The 26,018-nt window shown below is 69.6% G+C and carries 26 protein-coding genes; 12 read left to right on the top strand and 14 right to left on the bottom strand.

The window, feature by feature from the left end; genetic code table 11:
- Together ON21_RS07215 and ON21_RS07210 are read right to left on the bottom strand one after the other, a co-directional pair.
- The coding region (locus ON21_RS07215) for a class I tRNA ligase family protein (RefSeq protein WP_157170749.1) at window positions 1-648 on the bottom strand (648 nt) is incomplete at its 3' end.
- A gap of 300 nt (window positions 649-948) precedes the next feature.
- A complete protein-coding gene (locus tag ON21_RS07210) occupies window positions 949-1,875 on the bottom strand; it encodes an NAD(P)/FAD-dependent oxidoreductase (RefSeq protein ID WP_039796633.1) in 927 nt (308 codons plus the stop codon).
- Between the two features lie 91 nt (window positions 1,876-1,966).
- Here ON21_RS07210 and ON21_RS07205 point away from each other — a divergent pair, with 91 nt between their 5' ends.
- Together ON21_RS07205 and ON21_RS07200 are read left to right on the top strand one after the other, a co-directional pair.
- On the top strand, window positions 1,967-2,560 hold the full coding sequence (locus tag ON21_RS07205) for a helix-turn-helix domain-containing protein (RefSeq protein WP_039796631.1): 594 nt from the start codon (window positions 1,967-1,969) through the stop codon (window positions 2,558-2,560).
- Between the two features lie 157 nt (window positions 2,561-2,717).
- Window positions 2,718-3,380: a TGBp1 family protein gene (locus tag ON21_RS07200; protein ID WP_245562496.1), complete on the top strand. Its 663-nt coding sequence runs from the start codon at window positions 2,718-2,720 to the stop codon at window positions 3,378-3,380.
- An 18-nt stretch (window positions 3,381-3,398) separates the two neighbouring features.
- Here ON21_RS07200 and ON21_RS07195 read toward each other — a convergent pair whose 3' ends face one another.
- Entirely contained in the window at window positions 3,399-4,343 is a 945-nt protein-coding gene (locus tag ON21_RS07195) for a diacylglycerol kinase (RefSeq protein ID WP_051020433.1), read from the bottom strand.
- Window positions 4,340-5,917: an FAD-binding oxidoreductase gene (locus ON21_RS07190; protein WP_051020432.1), complete on the bottom strand. Its 1,578-nt coding sequence runs from the start codon at window positions 5,915-5,917 to the stop codon at window positions 4,340-4,342. The genes ON21_RS07195 and ON21_RS07190 overlap by 4 nt, the downstream gene beginning before the upstream one ends.
- Window positions 5,918-6,096: 179 nt before the next feature.
- Between ON21_RS07190 and ON21_RS07185 the strand changes: the two genes are divergently transcribed.
- Together ON21_RS07185 and ON21_RS07180 are read left to right on the top strand one after the other, a co-directional pair.
- Window positions 6,097-6,729 (top strand): TetR/AcrR family transcriptional regulator, encoded by a 633-nt coding sequence (locus ON21_RS07185; RefSeq protein ID WP_051020431.1) that lies wholly within the window; start codon window positions 6,097-6,099, stop codon window positions 6,727-6,729.
- A gap of 40 nt (window positions 6,730-6,769) precedes the next feature.
- Window positions 6,770-8,311 carry a glycerol-3-phosphate dehydrogenase/oxidase gene (locus ON21_RS07180; protein WP_039796627.1) on the top strand — a complete coding sequence of 514 codons (1,542 nt, stop codon included), beginning with the start codon at window positions 6,770-6,772 and terminating at the stop codon, window positions 8,309-8,311.
- A 4-nt stretch (window positions 8,312-8,315) separates the two neighbouring features.
- On the opposite strand, the gene ON21_RS07175 is transcribed toward ON21_RS07180, so the two are convergent.
- Window positions 8,316-8,834, bottom strand: coding sequence for a GNAT family N-acetyltransferase (locus ON21_RS07175; RefSeq protein ID WP_039796626.1), 519 nt, complete (start codon window positions 8,832-8,834; stop codon window positions 8,316-8,318).
- A 43-nt stretch (window positions 8,835-8,877) separates the two neighbouring features.
- Window positions 8,878-9,549, bottom strand: a complete 672-nt coding sequence (locus ON21_RS07170; protein ID WP_039796624.1) for a TetR/AcrR family transcriptional regulator — start codon at window positions 9,547-9,549, stop codon at window positions 8,878-8,880.
- 522 nt (window positions 9,550-10,071) lie between these two features.
- Here ON21_RS07170 and ON21_RS40570 point away from each other — a divergent pair.
- The 4 genes from ON21_RS40570 (at window position 10,072) to ON21_RS07150 (ending at window position 15,540) form a co-directional block, all read left to right on the top strand.
- Window positions 10,072-11,337 carry an FHA domain-containing protein gene (locus tag ON21_RS40570; RefSeq protein ID WP_039796623.1) on the top strand — a complete coding sequence of 422 codons (1,266 nt, stop codon included), beginning with the start codon at window positions 10,072-10,074 and terminating at the stop codon, window positions 11,335-11,337.
- 324 nt (window positions 11,338-11,661) lie between these two features.
- Entirely contained in the window at window positions 11,662-13,959 is a 2,298-nt protein-coding gene (locus ON21_RS07160; protein ID WP_039796621.1) for an FdhF/YdeP family oxidoreductase, read from the top strand.
- 121 nt (window positions 13,960-14,080) lie between these two features.
- The gene (gene fdhD / locus ON21_RS07155) at window positions 14,081-14,920 is read left to right on the top strand and encodes a formate dehydrogenase accessory sulfurtransferase FdhD (protein WP_039796619.1); all 840 of its coding nucleotides are present in this window, start codon (window positions 14,081-14,083) and stop codon (window positions 14,918-14,920) included.
- An 80-nt stretch (window positions 14,921-15,000) separates the two neighbouring features.
- The gene (locus tag ON21_RS07150) at window positions 15,001-15,540 is read left to right on the top strand and encodes a hypothetical protein (protein WP_051020430.1); all 540 of its coding nucleotides are present in this window, start codon (window positions 15,001-15,003) and stop codon (window positions 15,538-15,540) included.
- Window positions 15,541-15,644: 104 nt separating this feature from the next.
- Here ON21_RS07150 and mihF read toward each other — a convergent pair whose 3' ends face one another.
- Entirely contained in the window at window positions 15,645-15,959 is a 315-nt protein-coding gene (mihF, locus tag ON21_RS07145) for an integration host factor, actinobacterial type (protein WP_039796616.1), read from the bottom strand.
- A 403-nt stretch (window positions 15,960-16,362) separates the two neighbouring features.
- On the opposite strand from mihF, the gene ON21_RS07140 reads away from it, so the two are divergent.
- The 4 genes from ON21_RS07140 (at window position 16,363) to ON21_RS07125 (ending at window position 19,357) form a co-directional block, all read left to right on the top strand.
- Window positions 16,363-17,157: a helix-turn-helix domain-containing protein gene (locus ON21_RS07140; RefSeq protein WP_039796615.1), complete on the top strand. Its 795-nt coding sequence runs from the start codon at window positions 16,363-16,365 to the stop codon at window positions 17,155-17,157.
- Between the two features lie 39 nt (window positions 17,158-17,196).
- Window positions 17,197-17,574 (top strand): nuclear transport factor 2 family protein, encoded by a 378-nt coding sequence (locus ON21_RS07135; RefSeq protein ID WP_039796613.1) that lies wholly within the window; start codon window positions 17,197-17,199, stop codon window positions 17,572-17,574.
- A 106-nt stretch (window positions 17,575-17,680) separates the two neighbouring features.
- Window positions 17,681-18,250 (top strand): carboxymuconolactone decarboxylase family protein, encoded by a 570-nt coding sequence (locus tag ON21_RS07130; protein WP_039796612.1) that lies wholly within the window; start codon window positions 17,681-17,683, stop codon window positions 18,248-18,250.
- Window positions 18,251-18,475: 225 nt separating this feature from the next.
- On the top strand, window positions 18,476-19,357 hold the full coding sequence (locus tag ON21_RS07125; protein WP_245562495.1) for a hypothetical protein: 882 nt from the start codon (window positions 18,476-18,478) through the stop codon (window positions 19,355-19,357).
- Between the two features lie 105 nt (window positions 19,358-19,462).
- Here the strand turns inward: ON21_RS07125 and ON21_RS07120 are convergent, their stop codons facing one another.
- The 7 genes from ON21_RS07120 to ON21_RS07090 form a co-directional block, all read right to left on the bottom strand.
- Window positions 19,463-19,729, bottom strand: a complete 267-nt coding sequence (locus ON21_RS07120; RefSeq protein ID WP_039796611.1) for a ribosomal protein bL12 — start codon at window positions 19,727-19,729, stop codon at window positions 19,463-19,465.
- A gap of 26 nt (window positions 19,730-19,755) precedes the next feature.
- Window positions 19,756-20,166: an STAS domain-containing protein gene (locus ON21_RS07115; RefSeq protein ID WP_051020429.1), complete on the bottom strand. Its 411-nt coding sequence runs from the start codon at window positions 20,164-20,166 to the stop codon at window positions 19,756-19,758.
- A gap of 147 nt (window positions 20,167-20,313) precedes the next feature.
- A complete protein-coding gene (clpX, locus tag ON21_RS07110) occupies window positions 20,314-21,594 on the bottom strand; it encodes an ATP-dependent Clp protease ATP-binding subunit ClpX (protein ID WP_039796638.1) in 1,281 nt (426 codons plus the stop codon).
- Between the two features lie 463 nt (window positions 21,595-22,057).
- On the bottom strand, window positions 22,058-22,726 hold the full coding sequence (locus tag ON21_RS07105; RefSeq protein ID WP_039796610.1) for an ATP-dependent Clp protease proteolytic subunit: 669 nt from the start codon (window positions 22,724-22,726) through the stop codon (window positions 22,058-22,060).
- Between the two features lie 70 nt (window positions 22,727-22,796).
- The gene (locus tag ON21_RS07100) at window positions 22,797-23,384 is read right to left on the bottom strand and encodes an ATP-dependent Clp protease proteolytic subunit (protein ID WP_039796608.1); all 588 of its coding nucleotides are present in this window, start codon (window positions 23,382-23,384) and stop codon (window positions 22,797-22,799) included.
- 235 nt (window positions 23,385-23,619) lie between these two features.
- Window positions 23,620-25,002, bottom strand: a complete 1,383-nt coding sequence (gene tig, locus ON21_RS07095) for a trigger factor (RefSeq protein WP_174372138.1) — start codon at window positions 25,000-25,002, stop codon at window positions 23,620-23,622.
- A gap of 256 nt (window positions 25,003-25,258) precedes the next feature.
- Window positions 25,259-25,834, bottom strand: coding sequence for an FKBP-type peptidyl-prolyl cis-trans isomerase (locus ON21_RS07090; protein WP_039796607.1), 576 nt, complete (start codon window positions 25,832-25,834; stop codon window positions 25,259-25,261).
- Window positions 25,835-26,018: the final 184 nt, after the last annotated feature.

Below are 26,018 nucleotides of genomic sequence, written 5' to 3'. Positions count from 1 at the left end.
GTAGCGCAGCGAGACCAGCTCGCCTTCCACGTCCTCGTACTTGACCTCGATGTCGGAGATCGCGGTGCGCAGCTCGGGCGACCAGTTCACCAGCCGCTCGGCGCGGTAGATCAGGCCCGCGTCGTAGAGCCGCTTGAACATCGTCTGCACGGCGCGCGACAGGCCCTCGTCCATGGTGAAGCGGTCCCGGCTCCAGTCGACGCCGTCGCCGAGGGCGCGCATCTGCCACTGGATGGCGCCGCCGGACTCCCGCTTCCAGTCCCAGACCTTCTGCACGAACAGTTCGCGGCCGAAGTCTTCCTTCGTCTTGCCGTCCACCGCCAGTTGCTTCTCCACCACGGTCTGGGTGGCGATGCCCGCGTGGTCCATGCCGGGCAGCCAGAGCACCTCGTAACCCTGCATGCGCTTGCGGCGCGACAGCGTGTCCATCAGGGTGTGGTCGAGCGCGTGGCCCATGTGCAGCGTGCCGGTGACGTTCGGCGGCGGCAGCACGATGGAGTAGGCGGGCTTGCCGCTGCCCGTGTCGGCGGTGAAATAGCCAGCGGCTACCCAGCGCTCGTACATTTCGGCCTCCACCTCGCCGGGGGTCCAGCTTTTGGGGAGGGCATCGGCACGATTACGCGTGTTGTCAGGGGCTGCGCTGGTCACCCCGCGATTCTAGAGCGCGTCGATCCGCCGACTTCGGGTCGGTCGACCCGGCTCGCCGCTGCCACGGATCAGCCGGTCGGCGCGGCGTCGGAAATCGGGGGCGTATCGGCTCGCCGGAGCGTTCCGGCCGAATCACACACAGCGGTATTTCACGACGAAGACAAAGAAAGGCGGAGTCTTCGGTGGATGAGGGACACCGAACACTCCGCCTATGTCAGTAGCTTACCGGCGATCCGATGCCCGACTCGGAATCCATAAGTAATTCTCAGCTTCCGGCATTTTCTACCCCTGATATTCCCCTTATCGGGCGGGCACGGTGGCGTCGGCCGACACCAGGTCGCCGTTGATCGCAATCGCGGCGGTCGAGCCCGCACCCGCCGCGGAAATCACCTGGGCGGCCGGATTGCTCACGTTACCGGCGGCCCAGACGCCGGGCACGCTGGTGCGCCCGGTGGCGTCCGTCACGACCCAGCCGTTGTCGTCGAACGCGCAGCCGAGCGCCACCAGCACGTCGTCGTTGGCGCGGAAGGTCGGCGCGACGAACATCGCGGTCCGCGGCACCGCTCGCCCGTCGGCCAGTTCCACACCGCGCAGCCGGTCGTCCACCACGAACCGGGCGACCTGGCCTTCGAGCACCCGCACCCCGCGCGCGGCCAAGTGACCGCGGTCACCATCGGACAGCGGCATGGTGTTCGGGAAGAAGATGACGTCGTCCGACCACTGCGGCAGCAGCAGCGCCAGGTGCACCGACCGGGCCATGGCACCGGGTTCCGGGCCGCCGAGCACGCCGATCGGCTGGTCGCGAACCTCGTAGCCGTGGCAGTAGGGGCAGTGCAGCACGTCGCGACCCCATCGTTCGCGCACGCCGGGCAGCCGCGGCAGTTCGTCGCGCAGTCCGGTCGCGACGAGCACGCGGCGCGCCCGCAGCGGCGCACCGCCCCGTAGCCGCAGTTCGTGCTCCGACTCACCCACCCGTTCCGCCCCGACGACGACGTCGGAGATCATCTCCGCGCCGTAGCCGGCTGCCTCCTCGGCGCCGGCCGCAAGCAACTGCGCGGGCGGCATCCCGTCCCGGGACAGGAACCCGTGCATGTGCTCGGCGGGCGCATTCCGCGGCGCACCGCCTCCGACCACCGCGACTCGCCGCCGCGCCCGGGCCAGGACCAGCGCCCCGGACAGTCCCGCCGCACCGGCGCCCACGATCACCACGTCGTATCTCTCGCTCATCCGCGATCACCTCCACCGACACAGTGCCGCCGGCTCGCGTAGATCGGCAACTATTGTTGCTAATTCCGGGAAGAAGCGGTGCACTGGTGACATGTCCACACCACCGGGCGTCGCCCAAGCCCTCGCCGATATCGGTCCGCGACTCAAAGCGCTGCGGACTCGCCGCAACGTCACGCTGACCGCGCTTGCGGAAAGCACCGGGATCTCCAAGAGCACGCTCTCGCGGCTCGAGTCCGGCCAGCGAAAAGCCAGTCTGGAACTCCTGCTGCCGATCGCGATGGCCCACCAGGTGCCGTTGGACGAACTGGTGGCCGCACCGAGGATCGCCGACCCCCGGATCCACACGACGGCGCGCAAGATGAACGGACTCACCATTCTCCCGCTGACCCGGCAGCCGGGGCCGCTGCAAGCGTTCAAGATCGTCATTCCGCCCGAGCGCGGCGAACCGGACCCGAAGGTGCACGAGGGATTCGAGTGGCTCTACGTGCTGTCCGGACGGCTCCGGCTGGTGCTCGGCGAGCACGATCTGGTGCTCGGCCCCGGCGAGGCCGCGGAATTCGACACCCGCCAACCACATTGGTTCGGCAGCGCGGGCCGGGGGCCGGTGGAAATCCTGAGCCTCTTCGGGTCTCAAGGCGAACGAATGCATCTTCGCGCGCGGTCGGCGGGCCGGAAACCCACATGAATCGCCGTTGTCCGAAATGTCCGATATTGCCGAAAGGGTGAAAACTCGGGACTCTGGAAAGAGTGGACACCCAAGGCGCACCTCCCCCGCGAATACCCAAGAAAAACCAGGGTTTTCCCGGTTGTCGAACAGGCCTCGACTGCGGACGCTGGGAGAGGTGAACCCCCCGCTGGAAGCCGTGCCCGGACACGCCACCGAACCGCGGCTGCCGATCCTGGTCCCGGACGCGCTGCACGATCTACGCGGTCGCGCGTTCGCGGAGATTCGATACCCCGCCGCGGCCGCGCTGATCATCGCCGGCGTCCCCGGCGCGGGCAAGAGCACCGCCCTGCGCAAGTTCTTCGACGCCGACGCGGCGGCCACCGCACCGTCGCGCAGTCCCGCCGGGGTGCTGGTGCTCGACTCGATGCAGGCGCGCAATCGCTGGCGGCGCAAACTCTGGTGGCTGCCCTACCTGCTGTGGCGTCCGGTGGTGCATGCGGCGCACTTCCTCGCCATTCGCACCGCGTTGCGGGAGGTCGACGGCCCGATCGTGATCCACGACTGCGCCACCTTCCGGTGGGCGCGCACCATGATCGCCGGCTGGGCGGCGCAGCGCGAATTGCACCTGCTCCTGCTCGATGTGCCCGCGCCGGTGGCCAAGGCAGGCCAGCACAGTCGCGGACGGCGGATCAACCACATGGCCTTCCGGCTGCACGTGCGCGGCTGGCGGCGACTGATGAGCGCGGTGACGACCGAGCGCGCCGCCCGCGGTTCACGATCGGTGGTCATCGTCGACCGCGCGGCCGTCGACCACTTGCGGTGCGTGACCTTCGCCTGACCGGCGAAAGCGGGCGCGTCAGGGGACCAGGACGGTCAGTGCCGCCGGGACGGCCCGGATGGTGATCGGCAGGGTGCCCGCCGGTTCGCCGTCCGCGGTGGCGGGTGCGCCCGCGGCGGTGAGCGTGACGGCCGCGGCGCGGAATTGCTTGACCTCCGGGTGATTCTGGCGTTTTCCCGCCGACAATGCGGGCAGCAGGCGCAGCATCTCCCGCCGCGACAGCGCGCCGACCACGGTCAGGTCGAGGAGGCCGTCGTCCATGATCGCGTCCGGACAGATCAGCATGCCGCCGCCGTAGGTGCGGGTGTTGCCGACCGCGACCATGACCGCCTCGGTCTCCAGCAGCGAGCCCGCGCCGGGGTTGGTGAGCCCGTCGGTCACCGCGTCCACCAACTCCACCCGGTAGGGCACGGTGAACCGCCCGGAGATCTCGGCCAGTGCGGCGACGGTGTAGCGCAGTCTGCCTTTCGGCCAGCGCATCTCGTTGGCGCGCAGCGTGACGCGCGCGTCGAATCCGGTGCCGGTCACCGTGGCGAACCACATCGGCGCGCCGGGCGACTCGATCCGGCCGAGATCGATCGTCCTGGTCCGCCCACGCAGCACGAGCGCGGCGGCGGCGAGCGGGTCGTCGGTCGGCACACCGAGTTCCCTGGCCAGGTCGTTGCCGGTGCCCGCGGGAATCATGCCGAGTGGGACGCCGGTCTCCGCGACGGCCGGGAGGGTGACGTTGAGCAAGCCGTCGCCGCCGACGCAGACCACGGCATCGGGCGGCGCACCGCCCGCGAGGGAATCCCGCACCCGGCGAACCGTCTCGGCGGCCGAGGGCGCGCTCACCTCGGTGACCTCGGCGCCGCCCGCGCGGAGGCGGGCGATCGCGACGCTCGCGGCCTCGCCGCTCTTGCCGTGTCCGGACCGCGGGTTGGTCACCACGGTGACTTTGCGCACCGGCGAGTATTCGTTCACGGCACCAGCTTTCCGGGATTCAGGATGCCTGCCGGGTCGAGTTCGGCCTTCACCGCGCGCAGGACGCGCACGCCGAGGTCGCCCACCTCGTCCGGCACCCAGGGACGGTGATCGGTGCCCACCGCGTGATGATGCGTGATGGTGCCGCCCGCCGCGACGATGGCGTCGCCCGCCGCGCGCTTCGCGGCGTGCCATTGGGCCAGCGGGTCGTCCAACTGCTTGGCGACGACGGTGAAGTACAGCGACGCCCCGGTCGGGTAGGTGTGCGAGATATGGCACATGACCAGCGGCGACGTCCCCTGCGCACTGAGCGAATCGGTCAGCGCCGCGGTCACCTTCGCCTTGAGGCTGCTCAGCTTCGACCAGGTGGTGGCGGTTTCCAGCGTTTCACAGAGCACGCCGACATCCAGGAGCGCGTCGCGCAGGTACGGAGCCGCGAAACGACCGCGCTCCCACTCCCGGGCCGGCGTCTCGCCCAGGGCCGAGCCGCCCGACGCGGTCAGCAGTGCGCCCGCTTCGGCGCTGCGCGCGGCGACGTGCGCGGCGCTGCCCTCATAGGTGGTGACGGCGAGGCACCCGGCCACCGGGCTGCCCCCGATATCGCCCGAGCGGGCGAGGTTGATCCCCGTCTCCGCCTCGTCGGACAGCCGGAGCACGGTCGGCGCCGTGCCCGCCTGCACCACCGCGCGCAACGCGGCGGCGCCGGTCGCGAAGTCGGGAAACGACCACGCCTGGTAGGCAACCGTTTCCGGGACCGGATGCACGCGCAAGGTGACCTCGGTGATCACGCCGAGCGTGCCCTCCGATCCGACGAAGAGCTCACGCAGGTCCGGCCCCGCCGCCGAAGCGGGAGCGCGTCCGAGGACGAGCGTGCCGCTGGGCGTGGCGATCTTCAGCCGCTGCACCATGTCGTCGAAGCGGCCGTACCCCGCCGAAGCCTGGCCGGACGACCGCGTGGCCGCGAAGCCGCCGATGGTGGCGAACTCGAAACTCTGCGGGAAGTGCCCGAGAGACAGCCCGTGCACGCCGAGCAGTTCCTCCGCGCGCGGGCCGGTCAGTCCCGCACCCAGCGTGGCGGTGCCGCTGACCGGATCGATCGCGGTGACCTGGTCCAGCCTGCGCAGATCCAGGGCGATCACGGTGTCGAAGCGACCGCGCACCGGTTCGACGCCGCCGACCACGCTGGTGCCGCCGCCGAACGGCACCACGGCGACGGCGTTCGCCGCGCAGTAGGCGAGCACGGCGAGCACCTCGTCGTGGTCGGCGGGGAAGACGACCGCATCCGGGGCGTCCTGCGGGCCCTCGGCACGGCGGCGCAGCAGATCGGGTGTGCTCTTCCCCCCTGCGTGCCGCAGCCGATCGCGGTGGTCGGCCGACACGTGCGCGGAACCGACCACCTCGACCAACCCGGCTCGCCGCGCGGGCGTCAACGCCGAATCGCGCAGTGGCACGTCGCCCTCATCGCGGCGCGCCACCGGGTTGCCGGACACCCCGAACACCTGCGTCAACAGGCCGCGGATCCGTTCCGAAAGTGGCTGGTGCCCAGCCGGGATGCCCCAGGCATCCCAGACCATACTCGCCACAGGGCCGCTCACGCCTGCCTTTGCCGCGGAAGCCGGATCGCCTGGGGTGTGCTGTTGCGTTTCCACCATGCGTTACAGTTTGACATAGACTGTCAAGCAGTAAAGTAGGTTCGGACCATTCGCCCTGGCCGGCGCCCGCCGTCGGCCGATCTCCTACCGGTGGTGACATCTTGACCGCTCCTGACGACTCCGCCGAACCCCTCTCGGCGACCGACCTGGCGATCCTCGACGCCGCCCGCGCCTGCGTGGAGGAATTCGGCGTGCGCCGCACCACCCTCACCGAGGTGGCGCGGCGCGCGGGCGTCAGCAGACCGACCGTCTACCGCCGCTGGCCGGATACCGGCGCGCTGGTGGCCGAGCTGCTGGTCCGCGAGCTGCGCGGGATCGTGGCGGCGGCCATGCCGTCCGCGGGCAGCGCGCGCACCAGGCTGGTCGAGGGGGTGGTCGCCGGAGCGGCGACGGTCCGGTCGAACCCGTTGTTCGGCAAGATCTTCCGCACCGACACCGACCTGATGCTCACCTATGTCTTCGGCAGGCTGGGGCGCAACCAGCGCGCTCTGATCGAGCTGTTCGCGGCGGGTATCCGCGATGGCCACCAGGACGGCTCCATTCGCGCGGGGGACCCGGACCGGATGGCCACGATGCTGCTGCTGATCGCCCAGTCCGCGGTGCAGTCGGCGGGCACCGTCGCGCCGCTGCTCGCGGGTGAGCACCTCGACGCCGAACTCCGGCGCGCGATCGACGGATACCTCGACCATCGCGTTCACGAGACGGCCGAACACGACCGAAAGCAAACACGGTGAGCGGGGTCGGCGAGCTTCTCACCGGACGAAAGGCATAGTGATGAGCACTGATTGGAAGCCCATCGGCGATTCCGCGTTGCACGCGGCCCGCCGCGCCGCGGATCTGTCCCGGCTCGGCGACGGCGCCGAGGTCGACGTCCTGGTGATCGGCGGCGGCGTCACCGGCGCGGGCGCGGCACTGGACGCCGCCGCCCGTGGGCTGCGCACCGTGCTGGTGGAACGCCACGACCTGGCGTTCGGCACCAGCCGCTGGAGTTCCAAGCTGGTGCACGGCGGCCTGCGCTATCTGGCGAGCGGCCGGGTCGGCATCGCTCACGAGAGCGCGGTGGAACGCGGCATCCTCATGCGCACGACCGCGCCGCATCTGGTCCGCCCGCTGCCGCAATTGGTACCGCTGCTGCCCAACGTCGGCACGACGCAAGCCGCACTGGTGCGCGCCGGTTTCCTGGCGGGTGACCTGTTGCGGCGCGGTGCGGGCACCCCCGCGGCGCTGCTGCCCCGATCCCGGCACGTCGCCGCCGCGGAGGCGGTGCGGCTCGCACCGACCGTGCGGCGCGCCGACCTGCGCGGCGGGCTGCAGGCATGGGACGGGCAGCTGGTCGACGACGCGCGCCTGGTCGTCGCGCTGGCGCGCACCGCGGCGGCCAACGGCGCGCGGATTCTGACCCGCGTCGAAGCACGTGACGTGACCGGGAATTCGGCGACCCTGCGCGACACGCGCACCGGCGAAACCCTCGAGGTGCGGCCGCGCGTCGTGGTGAACGCCACCGGCGTCTGGGCCGATCAGGTGGATTCCAGCATCCGGCTGCGCCCGAGCCGCGGCACGCACCTGGTGTTCTCCGCCGCGTCCTTCGGCGGCCTCACCGCGGCGCTCACCGTACCGGTGCCCGGCAGCATCGGCCGCTTCGTCTTCGCCTTCCCCGCCGCACACGGCCGGGTGTACCTGGGGCTGACCGACGAGGACGCGCCGGGCCCGGTTCCCGACGAGCCGAAGGCCACCGACGGTGAGATCGATTTCCTGCTCGACACCATCAACCCCGCCCTGCGCGAGCCGCTGACCCGCGACGATATTCGCGGCTCCTACGCCGGATTGCGCCCACTGCTGGAGACCGCCGACGACAGCACCGCCGACATCTCCCGTAAACACGCGGTGCTGCGTTCCCCGAGCGGGATCGTCACCATCGTGGGCGGCAAACTCACCACCTACCGGAAGATGGCCGAAGACGTGATCGACGCCGCCGTCGCGCACGGCGGTCTGGCCGCGGGGCCGTGCCGCACCCGGCGGCTACCACTGGTGGGTGCGGTCTCCGGCGCGGCGCGCGACCGCATCGACGCCCCACCCGTGCTGATCGAACGCTACGGCGGCGAGGCGGCCACCGTGCTGGCTGCGGCGCGCCGTGATCCGGCCCTGGCCGAGCCGGTGGCGCCCGGAATCGACGTACTCGGCGCCGAATTCGCGTTCGCGGTGTCCCACGAGGGCGCGCTCGAGGCCGACGACCTGCTGGATCGGCGCACGCGCATCGGTCTGATCGCCGAAGACCGGGCGGCCGCCGCGCCCGCGGCCGCGCGGGCCCTCGGCTGACAGCTCAATCCATCGACCACGCGGACAACTCCGCGCGCATGCACGCGCGCGGCCAGCGGTCGAGCCCGTGGGCTTGCTCGGCGGCGCGCAGCGCGACCAGCCCCGGCGTCTCCTCCCCCGCCGACAGGTACCGGAAGCCGAGCCGCTCGTAATACGGCCCGTTCCAGGGCACTTCGGTGAAGGTGGTCAACGTCGTCGCGGGCAGGCCCGCGGTGGCGGCCCATCGAGCGGCCTGGTCGAGCAAACGCTTGCCGATCCGCCGCCGGGCGTGATCCGGGCGCACCGAGACCTGCTCGATGTGGGCGTTCCCGTCGACCACTCCCGCGACGAGATAACCGATCGGCACGTCGTCGTCGGCCCACACCCAGGCCCGCCCCGCCTGCTGGAACTGGCGCAGCGTCGCCAGCGAGGGCGGCTCGTCGTCGGCCACCGCCGTCATCCCGATTTCCGCGAACGGCTCGCCCGCCGCACGTTCGATGTTTTGCAGCGCGGGAAGGTCTTCAAGGGTCGCGGGCCGGATCACCGGCCCATTGTGAATCGGACCGCGGCGCGCGAGCCAGCGAATTTCACCCTGCCCGTGTGGCGAGGATGCCGTTGAGCAGCACTTGCACGGCCCACGCCCCACGCGCCTCGCCGCCACCCGCCAGCAGCGCCTCCCGCATGGCCACGACGGTCGGATAGCGGTCGGCGGGCAGTTCGGCGTAGCGCCGCTCGATCCCGGCGAGGTATTCCTGCTCGCTGCCGCCGCCGGTGTTGTGCGCGCTCTGCTCGGCCGCCGACGCGGTGATGTGCAGGAACAGCAGGTCCACAGCCCACGACGCGGTCCGGTCGTCCAGTCCCGCCTCGGTGAGCGAGCGCAGCATCAACTCCATCAGCCGCACGGCGTTCGGACTGCTCGGAATCACACCGAGCGCGACGAGCGCCAGCCCTTCGTGCCTGCTCATCGCCGCCACCATGGCGTCGACCAGCGCGGTGAGCCGCTCCCGCCAACTCGCCCCGGCCGGCTCCGGAACCGAACCGAGGACATGATCGAGCATGGCGGCCATCAAATCGTCGCGATTGGCGACATACACATAGAGCGAGGCCGCGCCGGTGTCCAAGTCCTGTGCGACCCGGCGCATGGTCAGCGCCGCCGCTCCATCCCGGTCCAGGATGCGCAGGCCGGTCTCGACGATCACCTCGCGGCTCAGCGGAGCCTTGGCCGGGCGGGCCCTGCGGCTGACGGCTGCTGCGCTCATGAAGCGAGCATAACCAGGCACGAACGCCGTTCGGATCAGCGGCGCGAGCCCATGTGCACCCGGAGATGCCGAGAAGTGATCGGTCCGGCTGGACGAATCGCGCCGCCGGATGGCGCCCTGATTGTCCGCGCGCTGCCAGATGTGGCCCGGCAGCCAACCGATGCGCTCAGCAGGCGCGCCGCGGGGATCCGCGCCGACGATCCGGAGCGTGGACGCGTCGAACTCCGGTCCGGAGCGTATGCGCCACCCTACAGAATGTGATTCAAGACATAGCTGTTCGCCACTCGGCATGACCGGCCGCTTGCTGCGGAGAACACCACAACATGCAGCTCACAGCCCTGGCGAAGGGCCTGAGCAACCGCTCGCCAGAACGCGCTCGGCAGAGCGTGATTCGAAGATTCGGCGACACGGCGCGGCGTTCGCACTGTCCACATCGCGATGCGCGCAGACCCCGGTTCGGTTGTCGCCGACGCTCTATGCTGGCTTCGGTATGCCGGTAGTGCGCCGGGAAGGAGGGCGCGGGTGCGCAGAAAACCGTTCACCGTGGGTATCGCACCGGGCGACGGGCTCGTCGCCCGTTTCGGTGCGGTCGTCGCCTACCTCGGGGCCGAAACGACCTCGACGGACCGAATACTCGGCACCATCGAAGCCGTGGCCGCAGGCGAGCACCCCGGCGCCGCGCTGGCGCAACGCTTGGCCGCGGTGATCTTCGGCAGCACGGTCCAATCGCCGCCGTTCGGCGTGGTCGCGCCCACCGACGACGGCGTGCTGATCCTGTTGCGCGGACCGGTGACCGCGGAGATCCAAGGCGCGGAGGGCACTCGCCGTCTCGATGGTGGACGCGCGTTCACCTGGGTGGACGAGATCGTGCGTGAACCGGTGCGCCGTATCACGATCGGCGCGGACACCGGCGCGCCGCCGACCGCCCTGCCCCGCACCGACCTGCGCGCAGGCGTGGTTCCCGGCGGCGGCTTCACGCTGCACGCCGCGGTACGACGCGCCGGAAAGACCGCCGAGCCGCGGACATCCGAGCCTTCCGCGCAGGGCGAGCCCGAGCCGACGGCGGCGGCCGGTTTCGCGGCGATGCCCGAACCGACCGGCGCCGCCGACGCCGTCGCGCGGGCAACGCCCCCCGCCCGGCCGACCGGCACGTCCGACGCCGTCGCGCAAGCAACATCCGCCGCCCGGCCGACCGGCACGTCCGACGCCGTCGCGCAAGCAACGTCCACCGCCCGGCCGACCGAGTCGGTACGCCCCCTCGCCAAACCACGTCCGCCCCGGTCCGTCCCGAATCGGCCGCTCGCGTGGTCCCAGGTGCAGCCCGCCCACGAACCTGTCGCGCTGCGCAAAGCGCCCGACAACGGCGGAGCACGGGTCCCGCGCCCGGCGGCGCTGTCCGGAGACGCCGCTGTCGGCGCGCTGGTCACCGAGGAGGGGGCGGCCTACCCGTTGGACCGCGCCTACGTCATCGGGCGGGGCCCGCAGGTGGACGAATCGGTCCGCACCGCCACCGCCGCGCCGATCGTCATCCAGCGCGATCGCCATGTCTCGCGGATCCACGCCTACGTGTCGGTGGACGGCGGCAAGGTGTACATCCGGGATGCCGCCGCCACCTCCGGCACCTTCATCGCCGGCCCGGGCACCGACCAGTGGACCCGGATCAGCACGTCCCCGACCGAGCTCCCACCCGGCTGGCGCGTCCGCATCAGCGAGCGAGTCCTCACCTACCGCGGCGACGAGCAACCCACGAGCACGGCGGATATCGCGGGAGCGCGCCGCCGCTCCTGACCGCCGACGGGCCGACCCAGAACCGGGCCGCCCGAGGCGTGCCCGACAACGCCGACCAGCGAGTCGAGGTGCAGGGCGGACTCCGCAGCGCCCCCGGCGAACATGGAATGACCCGCGGTACTCGCCGAGTGTCTCGCGCCGGGTGCTGCATACAGCGTGAACAGCTCGCGACCGCCGCGATCGGGGCGCCGCCATGCACCGCCGAGACCAGGGCCGACGCCATGGTGGCGCACTGGGTGGCTCCGCACTCGCGGCCTCGTGCCCGAACCGGCCCGATCAACCGGTCCCCTCTGGTCCGCACCGCGTAGGGAGGACAATGGCGGCATGCACCGAAACGGACCGAGCCGCGACATCGACGAGTCCGAGCTGACGGTAACCCCGCCCGAAGAGCAGGCCGCGGGCGTCACCGCGGTGGCGGTGGCGTTGAAACGCTCGGTCGAGGAGATGGGCGTGGTCCGCACCGCGCGCACCCTGGCCCGGGTCAATCAGGTGCACGGCTTCGACTGCCCCGGCTGCGCGTGGCCGGAGCCGACCGGCCATCGCAGGCCCGCAGAGTTCTGCGAGAACGGCGCGAAGGCGGTCGCCGAGGAAGCCACGCTGCGCACCGTGACTCCGGAGTTCTTCGCGGCCCACTCTCTTGCCGAGCTGAGCGAGAAGTCCGGCTATTGGCTCGGTCAGCAGGGCCGACTGACCCATCCGATGGTGCTGCGTCCCGGCGACACCCACTACCGCCCGATCGCCTGGGACGACGCCTTCCGTTTGATCGCCGACACGCTACGCGAGCTGGACTCGCCCGATGAGGCGGTGTTCTACACCTCCGGCCGCACCAGCAACGAGACCGCGTTCCTCTATCAGCTGCTGGTACGCAGCTTCGGCACCAACAACCTGCCCGACTGCTCCAATATGTGTCACGAGTCCTCGGGCACGGCGCTGTCGAGTTCGATCGGAATCGGCAAGGGTTCGGTCTCCATCGATGACTTCGCCAAGGCCGACCTGATCGTCGTCGCGGGGCAGAATCCGGGCACCAACCATCCCCGGATGCTCAGCGCGCTGGCCGCGGCGAAGGCCGAGGGAGCCAGGATCGTGGCGGTGAACCCGCTGCCGGAGACCGGACTGCTCGGCTTCCGGGATCCGCAGACGATCAAGGGCGTCACCACCGGTGTGCCGATCGCCGACGACTTCCTGCAGATCCGCCTCGGCGGTGACCTGGCCCTGTTCCAGGCGCTGGGCCGCCTGCTGCTGGAAGCGGAGGATCGCGCGCCCGGCACGGTGGTCGACCGGGCGTTCGTCGACGCCCACTGCGCCGGCTACGCCGCATACGAAAAGCACATGCGCACGGTTGATTTCGATTCCGTGCTGGAGGCGACGGGCCTGTCCATGGCCGAGCTCGAGCACACCGCCGAGTTGTTCGCCCGCTCGCGCAACATCATCCTGTGCTGGGCGATGGGCCTGACGCAGCAGGCGCATGCCGTGGCCACCATCGAGGAGGCCACCAACGTGCTGCTGTTGCGCGGCATGATCGGCAAGCCGGGCGCGGGCGTGTGCCCGGTGCGCGGCCACTCGAACGTGCAGGGCGACCGCACCATGGGCATCTGGGAGAAGATGCCCGACGCCTTCCTCGACGCTCTCGACCGCGAGTTCGGCATCACCAGCCCGCGCGAGCACGGCTTCGACACGGTCGCCGCGATCCGCGCGATGCGCGACGGACGGGCGAAAGCGTTCATCGGCATGGGCGGCAACTTCGTCTCCGCGACCCCCGACACCGCCGTGACCGAGGCCGCGCTGCGCGACTGCGCGCTCACCGTGCAGGTCTCCACCAAACTCAACCGCAGCCACATCGTGCACGGCCGCACCGCGCTCATCCTGCCCACGCTCGGGCGCACCGACCTCGACCTCGCCCCCGACGGCGGCAAGAACCAGGTCTCGGTGGAGGACTCGATGTCGATGGTGCACCTGTCCACCGGCCGGTTGAAGCCGGTCAGCGACCAGTTGCGCAGTGAAGTCGCCATCGTCTGCGACCTCGCCCAGGCACTGTTCGGCCCCGGCCATCCGGTACCGTGGGCGCGCTTCGCCGGCGACTACGACAGCATCCGCGACGCCATCGCCCGCGTCGTGCCCGGATGCGCCGACTACAACGCGAAAGTCCGCGGTCGCAACGGTTTCCAGCTGCCGCATCCGCCGCGCGACGCCCGCGAGTTCCGCACCGCCACCGGCAAGGCCAACTTCGCCGTCAACGAGCTGACCTGGCTGCCGGTCCCCGAGTGCAGACTGATCCTGCAGACCCTGCGCAGTCACGACCAGTACAACACCACCATCTACGGCCTGGACGACCGCTACCGCGGCATCCACAACGGCCGCAAAGTGGTGCTGGTCCACCCCGAGGACATCACCGCGTTCGGTTTCCGCGACGGCGATCTGGTCGACATCGTCTCCGAGTGGACCGACGGCACCGAACGCCGTGTCGAAGGCTTCCGCCTGGTCTCCTACCCCACACCACGCGGCAACGCCGCCGCCTACTATCCCGAAACCAATCCCTTGGTACCGCTGGATCACGTCGCGAAACGATCGAACACCCCGGTGTCCAAAGCGGTGACGATTCGGTTGGAGGCGAGCAAGGCATGACCAACCGGCTCCGGCCGCACGACAGCGCGGCCACACACGAGCTCGCTCGTGCCGCCGGGGAACGCCGCACGAGCGGCACGCCCCGCACGTCGAGCGCCGCTCGTGCCAAGGGGAACACAGCATGAGCCGCGTGACCGCCCGCCGCCGGATGCGGCGGATCTCGCCCAGCGGGGAGATCCACCGTCCGGACACCTTGGCCGTCGAAGAACCGCTCGAGATCCGCATCGGCGGGCAATCGCTGACGGTCACCATGCGCACCCCCGGCAACGACATCGACCTGGTGCACGGATTCCTGCTGAGCGAGGACATCATCCGCTCCGCCGAGGACATCGTTGCGGCCCGCTATTGCGCGGGCACCGACGACCAGGGCCGCAACACCTACAACGTCCTCGACATCACCCTGCGCACCCCCGTCCAGGTGCCGACCCGCTCCTTCCTCACCACCGGAGCTTGTGGACTCTGCGGAAAGACCGCCCTGGACGAGGTTCGTACCCGCACCCGGTTCCCGCTGCCCGCAGGCAGCCCGGTGGTGGACACCCGGGTGCTTGCCGCGATGCCCGGCATGCTGCGTGACCGTCAATCGGTGTTCGAAGCCACCGGCGGCTTGCATGCCGCGGGCCTGTTCACCGCCGACGGCGAAGCACTCGCGGTGCGCGAGGACATCGGCAGGCACAACGCGGTGGACAAGGTGATCGGCTGGGCACTGCGCGAATCCCGCGTGCCCGCCCATGATCTGGTGCTGATCGTGAGCGGGCGCGCCTCGTTCGAACTGGTGCAGAAGGCCGTCATGGCCGGAATCCCGCTGCTCGGGGCGGTCTCGGCGCCGAGTTCGCTGGCGGTCGATCTCGCCGCCGACGCCGGGCTCAGTCTGGTCGGCTTCCTCCGCGGCGACACCATGAACGTCTACACCGCCCCGGAGCGGATTCGCACCGACCCGGGCGCCGCCTCGTTATTGGCCTGACTCACTATTGCCCGCGCCGGACGCCCGTTCTACCGTGACTGCACGGAGCCGGAACGGATTCGGCGAGAACGGAGCGGCCGATGCGGATATCGGTGGAGGGGAACTCCGAGGGCCTGCGAGTGCGGATGCGCTTCGAGCAGTACCGCCGCCTGCTGGCGACGCGAATCGTGCTGGCCGTCTTGGCGGTACAAGGAGCGATCGTCGGCCTCTGGGCCACGGTGGCTCCGCACTCCTGGTACACCGGTTTTCCGGGGTTCGGAACCCAGTGGGTGGCGGCGGACGGCCCGTACAACCACCATCTGACGGCCGACGTGGGGGCTTTCTTCCTGGCGCTGACGGCGGTGACGATCGCCGCGCTGGTCATGAACCGAACCTCGGCAGCCCGGCTCGCGGGCGTCGGCTGGCTCACCTTCGGTGTGCCCCATTTCCTGTACCACGTTCTGCACAAGCCGGCCGAACTCGGCGCGGTGAGCTTCACGGCCAGCCTGATCGCGGCGTTCCTGCTCGTGCTGGGCGGAGCGATCTGCCTCTTCCTGCCGCCGCGAGGCGAGTTGCCGCTGTCGGAACCGCAACCGGTGACGCTGCGTTTCCCGCGCCGGCGTCCGCGCGCCTCCCGCTGATCGGCGAACCCGGCAGCCGAGTCCGGGACGCCCGTGGGGGATCACCACGGGCGTGATCCGGTGGATACGCGGCCGAACGCCGCGTCTTCCGAATTCCCCGCCCGTCAGTCCTTCAGCGCTTCGAGCAGTGCCGCGCGCTGACGCGCGCCGAGCCCACCGATCCGGCGATCCTCCGGGATCTCCGCCTGGTCCATCAGCTTCGCGGCCTTCACCGGCCCGACACCGGGCAGGGCCTTGATCACCGCGGCCACCTTGGTCTTCTTGACCAGCTCGTCGGAGTCCGCCTTCTTCAGCAGATCCGCGACCGAAACCTTGCCCGCCTTCACCTTGCCGATCAGTTCGGAGCGTGCCTTGCGGACCGCAGCCGCCTTGGCCAAGGCCTCGGTGCGCTGCTCTGCGGTCATGGTAGGCAGTGCCATGTCTCCTCCGCTTCCACTCGTCACTCGAACATCTGGTTGACCGGACCGAGTAAACAGCACCGCACCGGGAGCGCAAGGTCGACACACCGGGCACGAACAGCGGAAATGGCGATGAATTTCCCCGGTCCGCGCCGTCGGAACTGGTGCGCGCCCGACGCCCGGCGGGCGAAAAGGACGAAAGGACCAGCACGTCGGGAAGGTGTCAAGCGGCCGTCGCCACGCGGTAACGCGAGATGTGCCGTTTCCGACAGAGTCAACAGATACCGGGCGCGGGTCTGGTTCAACGGCGAACCAGGGGGATCAACGGCGATCCCCCGAGCCCGCTCGGGTCACCCTGAGCGGAGCCTTGACCCCCGACAACAGAAGATATCGCGGTTCGCGCGGCCCGTGACAGCATGACGGCATGGGGACGAGCACTCCGCCGGGTACGCCCGCGTCCGCGATTCTGTGGCTGTGGGCGGGGCAGGCGATCTATCGCGGACCGTCCCTGCGCCCGGAGGCGCATTCGACCGCCGTCGACTGCCTTGCGGTGGGGTTGGACGCTCCCTTCACGCTCGCGACCGATGAGATCGCGCACACCGTGCGCAGCGCGCTGATTCCGCCGCGCCGGCTGCACCGCGTCGTCGCGGGCGGCGACCGGATGATGTTCTGCTATCTGGATCCTGGTACCCCCCGCGCCCGCGCGTGCCGTGACCGGATGACGCGGTGGCACGGCGGATTCGGCCTCGGCCATCGGGCGGAAGCCGCACTGGTCACGGCCGCGAGCGACGCGTGTCCCGATCCGCGCTCGCTGGCCGGAATCGCCGGGACCAGGCTGGTCCCCGCACCGGACGACCGGGTGGCGGAAGCGATGGCGACCCTCCTCGCCCATCCCGCGCGGGAGTTCACCGCCGCCGGGTTCGCCGCGGCCGCGCACCTGTCGGAGTCACGCTTCCTGCACTTGTTCGCCGCCCAGGCGGGCACCTCGTTCCGGCGTTATCGGCTATGGGCCAGGATGCTCGGCGTCGGCCGCGCGATCGCCGCGGGGGCCAACCTCACCGCCGCGGCGGCCGACGCGGGATTCGCCAGCCCCTCGCACTTCAGCGACGCATTCCGCACACTGTTCGGCCTGTCGGCCACCGCACTGCTCGCCACCGGAGTACGGATCGTCGTGCTGGACGACCCGGAGGGGATCGAATCGGGCGCGCGAACGCGCTAGGCTACAAATTAGAACACGTTTCACTTCGAAGGAGACTCGATGGCCAAGCAGATCCGCGACGTGGTCGAGCAGTACGTCAAGCTGGTCGGCTCGGGTCCGACCGAGGACATCGTCGCGCTGTACGCGCCGGACGCGATCGTGGAGGACCCGGTCGGCACTGCGCCCAAGCGGGGACACGACGCCATTCGCGAGTTCTACGAGGTGATCGCCACACTCGATCGGGAGACCGAGCTGCGGCCGGAGGACGTGCGGATCGCGGGCAACCAGGCCGCGTTCCCGTTCACCATCATCACGAAGGCCGGCGGACAGCGCTTCGTCCTGTCGCCGATCGACGTCATGGAGTTCGACGAGGAAGGCCGGATCACCGGGATGCGCGCCTACTGGAGCCAGGAGGACATGCGGATCGAGCCCGAGTAGCGCGCGGCGGCCGGGTGCGCCATGTCACACCGCGGCCCCATCACATTCCGGCGCGGTCTCTCGTCCGAGAAGTAGGAACCACATCCGCTGATCGAAGGAGATCGACATGGGCGCCACCCGTATCGCCGCCGTCACCCCGCAGCAGGCGGGGCCGACGACAAAGCTGCTGTACCGGCTGGCCAAGCGCCGCTTCCGCGAAGTGCCGGAGCCCTTCGCCGTCACCGCCAACCATCCGAAACTGCTGCGGGCCAGCGCGGTCCACGAGACCATGGTCGACAAGGCCAGCACCGCCCTGCCCGCCGTCATCCGCGAGATCGCGGTCTATCGCACGGCGTGGACGATCGGCTGCTCCTGGTGCGTCGACTTCGGCGCCATGCTCATGCGCCTGGGCGAGCTGGACGTGGCCCGGCTGGAACATATCGCCGACTACGCGACCTCGCCGCTGTACTCCGACGACGAGCGCGCGGCCATCGCCTACGCCGACGCGATGACCGCCACGCCCACCGCGGTCACCGACGAGCAGGTCGCCGACCTGGAGCGGCGCTTCGGCCGAGCGGGCGTGGTGGAGCTCAGCTATCAGATCGCGCTGGAAAACTCACGCGCCCGGTTCAATTCGGCGCTGGGGATCACCGCACAGGGTTTCAGCACCGATTCGTGCCGAGTGCCCTGGGCGTGAAAACGGCCGCGGCGCTGCGGGAACGGTCCGAGCCGACCTGGCACTTCGGCGCCGCGTTCACCCAGGGCTGTCGCTACGGCCCGGAATGCACTAAGAATAAGAGGTGTTGACGTCGCCTGGCCGTGTCGCGGCCGGCGAGCTACCTTCGCGAGGTTCGATGCGGGGTAGGCCGTGTCGGCGTCTTCGGTTTCTCGAGTTCCCCTCCGCCCGACCGTTTGGAGCCGCATGCTCGACGAACAGACCACGGACGACGACGTCGCACGGCTGGCGAGACGAGTCGAGAAGGCCCGCGGCCGTCTCGCCTACCAGTTCGACCCGGCGCTGACCGGCGCGCTGTCGGAAGAGGAACTGCTCGAGGAACGCGAACTGGCCGAACGTATCCGAACCCAGGACCGCGAACAGCGCTGGAAGCATGCCGAGGCGGGCGCCGCGGCCTCCGACCGGGCGCGGCACACCGCGGAGGCCATCGAGAAGGCCGAGATCAGAGACCTGCTGCTGGCGCGCAAGGCGATCGCCGCCCAGCGGCGCGCCTCCAGCCCGCACGCCAGGTTGGCGTCGCTGTACCGGCACCGTTCCTGGTCGCTCGGCGCGCTGGCCGGCGTCGTCGCCGCCGGAATGCTGTGGTCGGCGGTCAACGTCCAGCACAACATCGCGCCGGGCGGACCGGACGACCCGCTGTACTGGTTCAGCTACCTGCTCGAGGCGATGATCAGCGTGTCGCTGATCATCATCATGATCGGCACGAACAAGGTCACCGAGTGGGGCGTGCTGGACAACCGCAGCCAAGTGGCGGCGGCGGAAATGGCCTTGCTCGCCCTCACGGTGGGACTGAACACCTACCCGTACGTGAGCGCCGGGCGATGGTTCGACGCGGCCGTGCACGGGGTCGCCCCGGTGATGATCGGCGTCGCCCTGCTCATCCACGATGCCGCGAGCGCCCGATACGGACGCGCGATCGGCTACGCCACCGAACAGGTACGCAACCTGCCCGACCCGACCGGGCACGACCCGCTGCCGGAACGCTCCGCGGCGGATGGCCCGTCCAGCGCGGACGCCGACTTCGCGATGGATCTGCACACCCCCGTGGTTCAGGGCGCACACAGCTAGGTCTCGGCGGCGCAAGGGAAGTCGTCGGATGACGGCTCTACTCGCGCATGACCAGCGACAGCGCTCGGCTGTCGAGCCGAGCCTTCTGCTCGCACGCCCCGATGGTCAGTACGGGTACCGGCGTTCGACCGCGTCCTTGGCCTCTTTGAGACCGCACCCGGTGAGTTCGCGATACCGCTTGATCGCGTGAATCTTCTTGCCTTGCGCCAGGAGCGCATCGATCTCGGCCATGCCGTCGCCGCGCGGAACCGCCGACACGGGACGCGGCGGCGCGACCGAGGCCGGCGCCTCGATGCCCAGATGGGCCATGATCAGATCGAGCTTGGCATGCAGGGCGTCGACCTTGCGCTCCAAGCGCCGGTTGGCGAACATGCCCCCGATGGTATCGGCCCGCCGCGTCAGGCTGCGTCGAGCACGGCGTCGGCGAGACTCGACATGGTCTGGAAGCGCGCCAGGTCCCCGGCCAGCTCGAGCAGGCGGTCCACACACCGGGGCCCGGTCACCAGGCGCATCCTGCGGCCGGTCTGGACCAGCATGGACTGCGCGTCGACCAGGACACGCAAACCGGCGACGCCGAAGAACGTGACCTTCGACAGATCGACGACCACCAATGGCGCCGCGGTCCCCAGCGAGCCGATCAGCCTGCGGCGGCACACTTCGGCGGTGTAGTAATCGACTTCCCCAGCTAGCGCGCACAGCGTGACCGAGTCGCTCGGAACGGTGACGGAGATCTTGAGCCGCTCAGCGGGGTGATCGGCATTGCGCGAAGCGGTGAGTACGTACGTGGGGTTGGCCAAGCCTGTCGACATGAGGACCTCGGTCCAGTCGCTCGCGAGCGATGCCGGAGACGGGGTTGCTCGCGGGTGATGATGCGCTCCGGAGAGAACACCGGAACTAGGCTGTTTGCTCAACCCTCACGAAGGAGTACCCCCTGCGACGGGTCGCCACACCCGCAATTACGCCGACTTCTCCCGGCGCTCCGGCCGCTGCGTCTTGCGCGGCACGATCGTGGGCAGGACGTTGTCGTTGACCGTGTCCGCGTTGACGACCACCTTGGCGACGTCGTCGCGGCTGGGGATGTCGTACATCGCGGGCTGCAGGACTTCCTCCATGATCGCCCGCAGGCCACGCGCACCGGTACCGCGCAGAATCGCCTGGTCGGCGACCGCCTCCAGCGCGTCGTCGGTGAACTCGAGATCGACCCCGTCCATCTCGAACAGCCGGACGTACTGCTTGACCAGCGCGTTCTTCGGCTCGGAGAGAATCTTGACCAACGATTCCTTGTCCAGGTTGGTCACCGAGGCGACCACGGGCAGGCGGCCGATGAACTCGGGGATCAGGCCGAACTTGATCAGATCCTCCGGCATGACCTCCGCGAAGTGATCGGTGGTGTCGATCTCGGCCTTGGACCGCACCTCGGCGCCGAAACCGATACCGCGGTGGCCGGTGCGGTCGGAGATGATCTTCTCCAGACCGGCGAACGCGCCCGCCACGATGAACAGCACGTTGGTGGTGTCGATCTGGATGAACTCCTGGTGCGGATGCTTGCGGCCGCCCTGCGGCGGCACGCTCGCCTGGGTGCCCTCCAGGATCTTCAGCAGGGCCTGCTGCACGCCCTCGCCGGACACGTCACGGGTGATCGACGGGTTCTCGCTCTTACGGGCGATCTTGTCGACCTCGTCGATGTAGATGATGCCGGTCTCGGCGCGCTTGACGTCGTAGTCGGCGGCCTGGATCAGCTTCAGCAGGATGTTCTCGACGTCCTCGCCGACGTATCCGGCCTCGGTCAGCGCGGTGGCGTCGGCGATGGCGAACGGCACGTTCAGCATCTTCGCCAACGTCTGGGCCAGATAGGTCTTACCGCAGCCGGTGGGACCCAACATGAGGATGTTGGACTTGGCCAGCTCGACGGTCTCGCCGCGGCTGTCGCGACCCTTGTCGCCGGCCTGGATGCGCTTGTAGTGGTTGTAGACGGCCACCGCGAGAGTGCGCTTGGCGGTGTCCTGGCCGATGACGTAGTTCTCCAGGAACTCCCGGATCTCGGCCGGCTTGGGCAGCTCATCGAGCTTGACCTCGCTGGACTCGGCGAGTTCCTCCTCGATGATCTCGTTGCAGAGATCGATGCACTCGTCGCAGATGTACACCCCTGGTCCCGCAATGAGCTTCTTGACCTGCTTCTGGCTCTTTCCGCAGAACGAGCACTTCAGCAGATCGCCGCCATCTCCGATGCGCGCCATCTCGTGGGTCCCTACTTCCTTGTCCGCGTGCAACCGTCCGTCCAGGTTGCCAGCTGTCCACCACTTTCGCAGCCGCAAACGCATCGACTGATTTCGTGGCCGGTGGGGCAGTGCCGTCAACCGGGAGCAAAGGTCCCTAGGTTGACCGTACCCGGTGTTCGGGATGGAGGTCGACAACTCGCGCATGTTTCTCGCGCGGGTTGTGCGCGTCGTCACGACGCCGAAAGACCGAGCGCCCGCCGGGCCGGCGTTCGACACCTCCGCACCGCCCTGCGCGCCGCGCCGTCGGTTCGAACAAATTCTCGAACCAGCGGCGGCGCGCAGGCGGTCCGGCCGGGCGGTATGCCCCATTGCGTACTTCCCGGCCGGAATTCCCTGTCCTGGAGCAATTCCGAGCGAACGGCCGCCGGGTTCGGCAATTCGCCCCGCCGTCCCGGCCCGGCCGGAAACGACGATTCGCGCCTTATTTCTGCGCGCTGAGTTTCCGGTAGTCGAACACCGTGTCGATGATCCCGTACTCCTTGGCCTCCTCGGCCGTCAGGATCTTGTCGCGGTCGGTGTCCTTGCGGATGGTGTCGGCGTCCTTGCCGGTGTGCCGCGCGAGCGTGGTCTCCATCAGGCGGCGCATGCGCTCGATCTCGGCGGCCTGGATCTCCAGATCCGACACCTGGCCCTGGATGCCGCCCTCCAGCGAGGGCTGGTGGATCAGCACGCGGGCGTTGGGCAGGCAGGCGCGCTTGCCGGGGGTGCCCGCGGCCAGCAGCACGGCGGCGGCCGAGGCGGCCTGGCCCAGGCAGACCGTGGCCACGTCGGCGCGCACGTACTGCATGGTGTCGTAGATGGCCATCAGCGAGGTGAACGAGCCACCCGGCGAGTTGATGTACATGGTGATGTCGCGGTCGGGGTCCAGCGACTCCAGCACCAGCAGCTGCGCCATGATGTCGTTCGCCGAGGCGTCGTCCACCTGCACGCCGAGGAAGATGATGCGCTCCTCGAACAGCTTGTTGTACGGGTTGGACTCCTTGACGCCGAAGCTCGAGTGCTCGATGAACGACGGCAGGATGTAGCGCGCCTGCGGGCTCTGCGGTGCCATGCCGGACAGGCCGGCGCGCGGGTCGATCGAATTGGCCATCTTCGTCTCCAAAGTCGGTGCGGCGGCCGGACGTTCGAGGTGTCCGGGGGCCTGTGGGTGATCCGGTGCGTTACTTCTTGGCGCCGTTGGCCTGATTCGCGTGGCTGATCACGTGGTCGATGAAGCCGTACTCCAGGGCTTCGGACGCGGTGAACCAGCGGTCGCGGTCGGCATCGGCGGTGACCTGCTCGACCGACTTACCGGTGTGCAGCGCCTGCAGTTCGTTCAGCTCACGCTTCGTGTGCGCGAACTGCTCGGCCATGATCGCGATGTCGGCCGCCGAGCCACCGATGCCGGCCGACGGCTGGTGCATCATGATCCGCGCGTGCGGCAGCGCGTAGCGCTTGCCCTTGGTGCCCGCGGTGAGCAGGAACTGCCCCATGGACGCGGCCAGGCCCATGCCGTAGGTGGCGATGTCGCACTCGGCGAACTGCATCGTGTCGTAGATGGCCATGCCCGCGGTCACCGAGCCGCCCGGCGAGTTGATGTAGAGCGAGATGTCCTTGGTGGGATCCTCCGCCGAGAGCAGCAGGATCTGCGCGCACAGCTTGTTCGCGATGTCGTCGTCGACCTGTGTGCCGAGGAAGATGATGCGCTCACGCAGCAGGCGCTCGTACACCGAATCACTGAGGTTGAGACCAGCAGTCGCGGTTGTCATGACCCCTGCCTGGTTGATTGTCACGGATACCTGCCTTCTCTCGCCGGCTCGTTGCGGATTGCCACATAGCCATCACTGGTTGGATATGCCGCACCCGGTCGGACATGGCTATCCAACTTGCCGTCACAAACATTAACGAAGCAGGGCGGCACCGAACTCCCGGTACCGCCCTTTCTTCGCTCACAGCGCAATCAGCGCACCTCGCGGGCGTCGATCACGCCGACATTCCATGGAATTATTCGGCGTCCGCCGGGGCCGTCTCGGCGGTCGTCTCCTCGTCGGCGGAATCGGCCGGGGCGCCGAACATTTCAGCGGTGTCCACCGGGTTGCCCGCGGAGTCGGTGACGGTCACCTTGCCGACCACACCCGCCAGCGCCTTGCCGCGCCGCACGTCGGCGAAGATCGCGCCGAGCTGGCCCGCCTGCTGCACCTGCTGGATGAACTGCTCCGGCGACAGGCCGTAGCGCTGCGACTGGAACAGGATCCGCTCGGTGAGCTCCTCCTGGCCGACCTGGGTGCCCTCCGCCTCGGCGATCGCGTCCAGCAGCAGCTGGGTCTTGACCGACTTCTCGGCGGCCTGCTTGGTGTCGGCGTCGAACTCCTCGCGGGTGCTGCCCTGCGCCTCGAGCGCCTCGGCGAACTTGGCCTCGTCGTGATCGAAGCCGTGCACCGCGTCGTGGGTCACCGCGTCGATCTCGGCCTGCACCACGGCGTCGGGCAGCGGCACCTCGACCTGCTCGAGCAGGGTGTCCAGCACCTTGTCGCGGATCTCGCCCGCCTGCTGCACCTTCTTGGCCCGCTCGACGCGGCTGCGCAGATCGTCCTTCAGCTCCTCCAGCGTGTCGAATTCGCTGGCCAGCTGGGCGAACTCGTCGTCGGCCTCGGGCAGCTCACGCTCCTTGACGGTCTGCACGGTCACGGTGATGACCGCGTCCTTGCCCGCGTGCTCCCCGGCGACCAGCTTCGAGGTGAACTCCTTCGACTCGCCGGCCGACAATCCGACCAGCGCCTCGTCCAGGCCCTCGATGAGCTGACCGGAGCCGACCTCGTGGGAGAGACCGGTCGTTGCGGCCTCGGCCACCTCCTGGCCGTCCACGGTCGCCGAGAGATCGATGGAGACGAAGTCGCCGTCCTGTACCGGACGCTCCACCCCGGTCAGGGTGCCGAAGCGCTGGCGCAGCGACTGCAGCTGCTCCTCGATGTCCTCGTCGCCGACGGTGAACGCGTCGACGGTGACCGCGATGCTCGCGTAGTCCGGCAGCGTGATCTCCGGACGCACGTCGACCTCGGCGGTGAAGGCCAGCTCCTGGCCGTCCTCGATCTTGGTGATCTCGATCTCGGGCTGGCCGATGACCTTCACCTCGGAGGTGGTGACGGCCTCGCTGTAGCGGCCGGGCAGCGCGTCGTTGACGACCTGCTCCAGGATCGCGCCACGGCCGAGGCGGGCCTCGAGCAGCTTCGCGGGCGCCTTACCGGGACGGAAGCCGGGGATGCGGACCTGCTTGGCCAGTGCCTTGTACGCGCGGTCGAAATCCGGCTTCAGCTCCTCGAAGGGCACCTCGACGTTGATCCGGACCCGGGTCGGGCTCAGCTGCTCGACGGTGCTCTTCACGGACATGCTCCTTGTTCGTTGTTCGTACTGGTTGACGTTCGTTGTGCGGTGCACCGGCCCCGGCATTCCGGGATCGGAACAGCGGGCGAGGCGCCCCTACGCCGGCTGCCGTACTCCCCCGCCGGCGCCGGTCCGAACCGGAGTCCCGGCCTCGGCCGAGACGACGAGGGGTGCGGCGTACGCCACGCATCCCGACCAGGTTAGTTGACCGGCCCGGCGGGCCTGCATCCGGCGGTGCCCGGCGCGGGCCGCGAGGGCCTCGCTACTTCCCCACCGAGACCGCATCGGTGACGAAGACCAGCGTCTCGTACGGGGCGATGCCGCGCCCGCCCGCGCCGTAGCCCAGCTCCGGCGGCACGATCAGCAGCCGGCGCGAGCCTTCCTTCACGCCGACGAGGCCTTGATCCCAGCCGTCGATGACCTGGCCCGCGCCGAGGGTGAGCTGGAACGGCTTGCCGCGACCGAACGAGCTGTCCAGCGTCTTCTTGTCCGACCAGGTGACCAGCGCGTAGTTCATGGTCAGCTGCTGGCCGGGCGTGGCGCCGGGCCCGCTGCCCTCCTTCAGATCCTTGACGATCAGTTGCTTGGGCGGGTCGCAGTTGTCCGGGATGGTGATCGTCGGGGCGGTGCCGAAATCACCGCTGACGCGAATGTCGTCGGCCGTGCACTCGCGGCCCTTGCTCGGTGTGGCCGGGCGCTGCGCGGAAGGCCCGGCCGCCACGGTGGTCCTCGTCGTCGAGACGGCCGAGGTGGACCCGTCGTCCGAGCCGCAGGCCGCCAGCGCGATGGTCGTCGCGGCGAGGGCGCCGATACCGATGATCCTTCCGAGAATGTGCATGCCGCGGACCCTAGACCACGAACGGGCGCCGGGTGGGACGAGCTTCCCACGACACGCTCGGGCCGCCGCGCGGAGCCCGCCGCGGGTTAGGCTGGCGGTGAATTCTCCATCCGGCGTTGTCGATTCCGGTCGGCAACCGTCACAGGACCGGGACGGCCACAGGCCACGGCGCCACCGTCCCCGA

The sequence above is a fragment of the Nocardia araoensis NBRC 100135 genome, from assembly GCF_000308435.1.
GTDB lineage: Bacteria > Actinomycetota > Actinomycetes > Mycobacteriales > Mycobacteriaceae > Nocardia > Nocardia araoensis.
The sequence above is the reverse complement of the archived record's forward strand: the minus strand, read 5'-3'. Positions and strand labels throughout refer to the sequence as shown.

Excerpts from the sequence above, each read along its gene's own strand:
- tig (WP_174372138.1), bottom strand. The coding sequence starts at position 25,002 with ATGTCCGTGAAGAGCACCGTCGAGCAGCTGAGCCCGACCCGGGTCCGG.
- mihF (WP_039796616.1), bottom strand. The coding sequence starts at position 15,959 with ATGGCACTGCCTACCATGACCGCAGAGCAGCGCACCGAGGCCTTGGCC.
- ON21_RS07170 (WP_039796624.1), bottom strand. The coding sequence starts at position 9,549 with ATGAGCGCAGCAGCCGTCAGCCGCAGGGCCCGCCCGGCCAAGGCTCCG.
- fdhD (WP_039796619.1), top strand. The coding sequence starts at position 14,081 with ATGAGCCGCGTGACCGCCCGCCGCCGGATGCGGCGGATCTCGCCCAGC.
- ON21_RS07090 (WP_039796607.1), bottom strand. The coding sequence starts at position 25,834 with ATGCACATTCTCGGAAGGATCATCGGTATCGGCGCCCTCGCCGCGACG.
- ON21_RS07105 (WP_039796610.1), bottom strand. The coding sequence starts at position 22,726 with ATGGCCAATTCGATCGACCCGCGCGCCGGCCTGTCCGGCATGGCACCG.
- ON21_RS07205 (WP_039796631.1), top strand. The coding sequence starts at position 1,967 with ATGTCCACACCACCGGGCGTCGCCCAAGCCCTCGCCGATATCGGTCCG.
- ON21_RS07210 (WP_039796633.1), bottom strand. The coding sequence starts at position 1,875 with ATGAGCGAGAGATACGACGTGGTGATCGTGGGCGCCGGTGCGGCGGGA.
- ON21_RS07150 (WP_051020430.1), top strand. The coding sequence starts at position 15,001 with ATGCGGATATCGGTGGAGGGGAACTCCGAGGGCCTGCGAGTGCGGATG.
- ON21_RS07100 (WP_039796608.1), bottom strand. The coding sequence starts at position 23,384 with ATGACAACCGCGACTGCTGGTCTCAACCTCAGTGATTCGGTGTACGAG.
- ON21_RS07115 (WP_051020429.1), bottom strand. The coding sequence starts at position 20,166 with ATGTCGACAGGCTTGGCCAACCCCACGTACGTACTCACCGCTTCGCGC.
- ON21_RS07160 (WP_039796621.1), top strand. The coding sequence starts at position 11,662 with ATGCACCGAAACGGACCGAGCCGCGACATCGACGAGTCCGAGCTGACG.
- ON21_RS07180 (WP_039796627.1), top strand. The coding sequence starts at position 6,770 with ATGAGCACTGATTGGAAGCCCATCGGCGATTCCGCGTTGCACGCGGCC.
- clpX (WP_039796638.1), bottom strand. The coding sequence starts at position 21,594 with ATGGCGCGCATCGGAGATGGCGGCGATCTGCTGAAGTGCTCGTTCTGC.
- ON21_RS07140 (WP_039796615.1), top strand. The coding sequence starts at position 16,363 with ATGGGGACGAGCACTCCGCCGGGTACGCCCGCGTCCGCGATTCTGTGG.
- ON21_RS07190 (WP_051020432.1), bottom strand. The coding sequence starts at position 5,917 with ATGGTCTGGGATGCCTGGGGCATCCCGGCTGGGCACCAGCCACTTTCG.
- ON21_RS07120 (WP_039796611.1), bottom strand. The coding sequence starts at position 19,729 with ATGTTCGCCAACCGGCGCTTGGAGCGCAAGGTCGACGCCCTGCATGCC.
- ON21_RS07135 (WP_039796613.1), top strand. The coding sequence starts at position 17,197 with ATGGCCAAGCAGATCCGCGACGTGGTCGAGCAGTACGTCAAGCTGGTC.
- ON21_RS07125 (WP_245562495.1), top strand. The coding sequence starts at position 18,476 with ATGCTCGACGAACAGACCACGGACGACGACGTCGCACGGCTGGCGAGA.
- ON21_RS07130 (WP_039796612.1), top strand. The coding sequence starts at position 17,681 with ATGGGCGCCACCCGTATCGCCGCCGTCACCCCGCAGCAGGCGGGGCCG.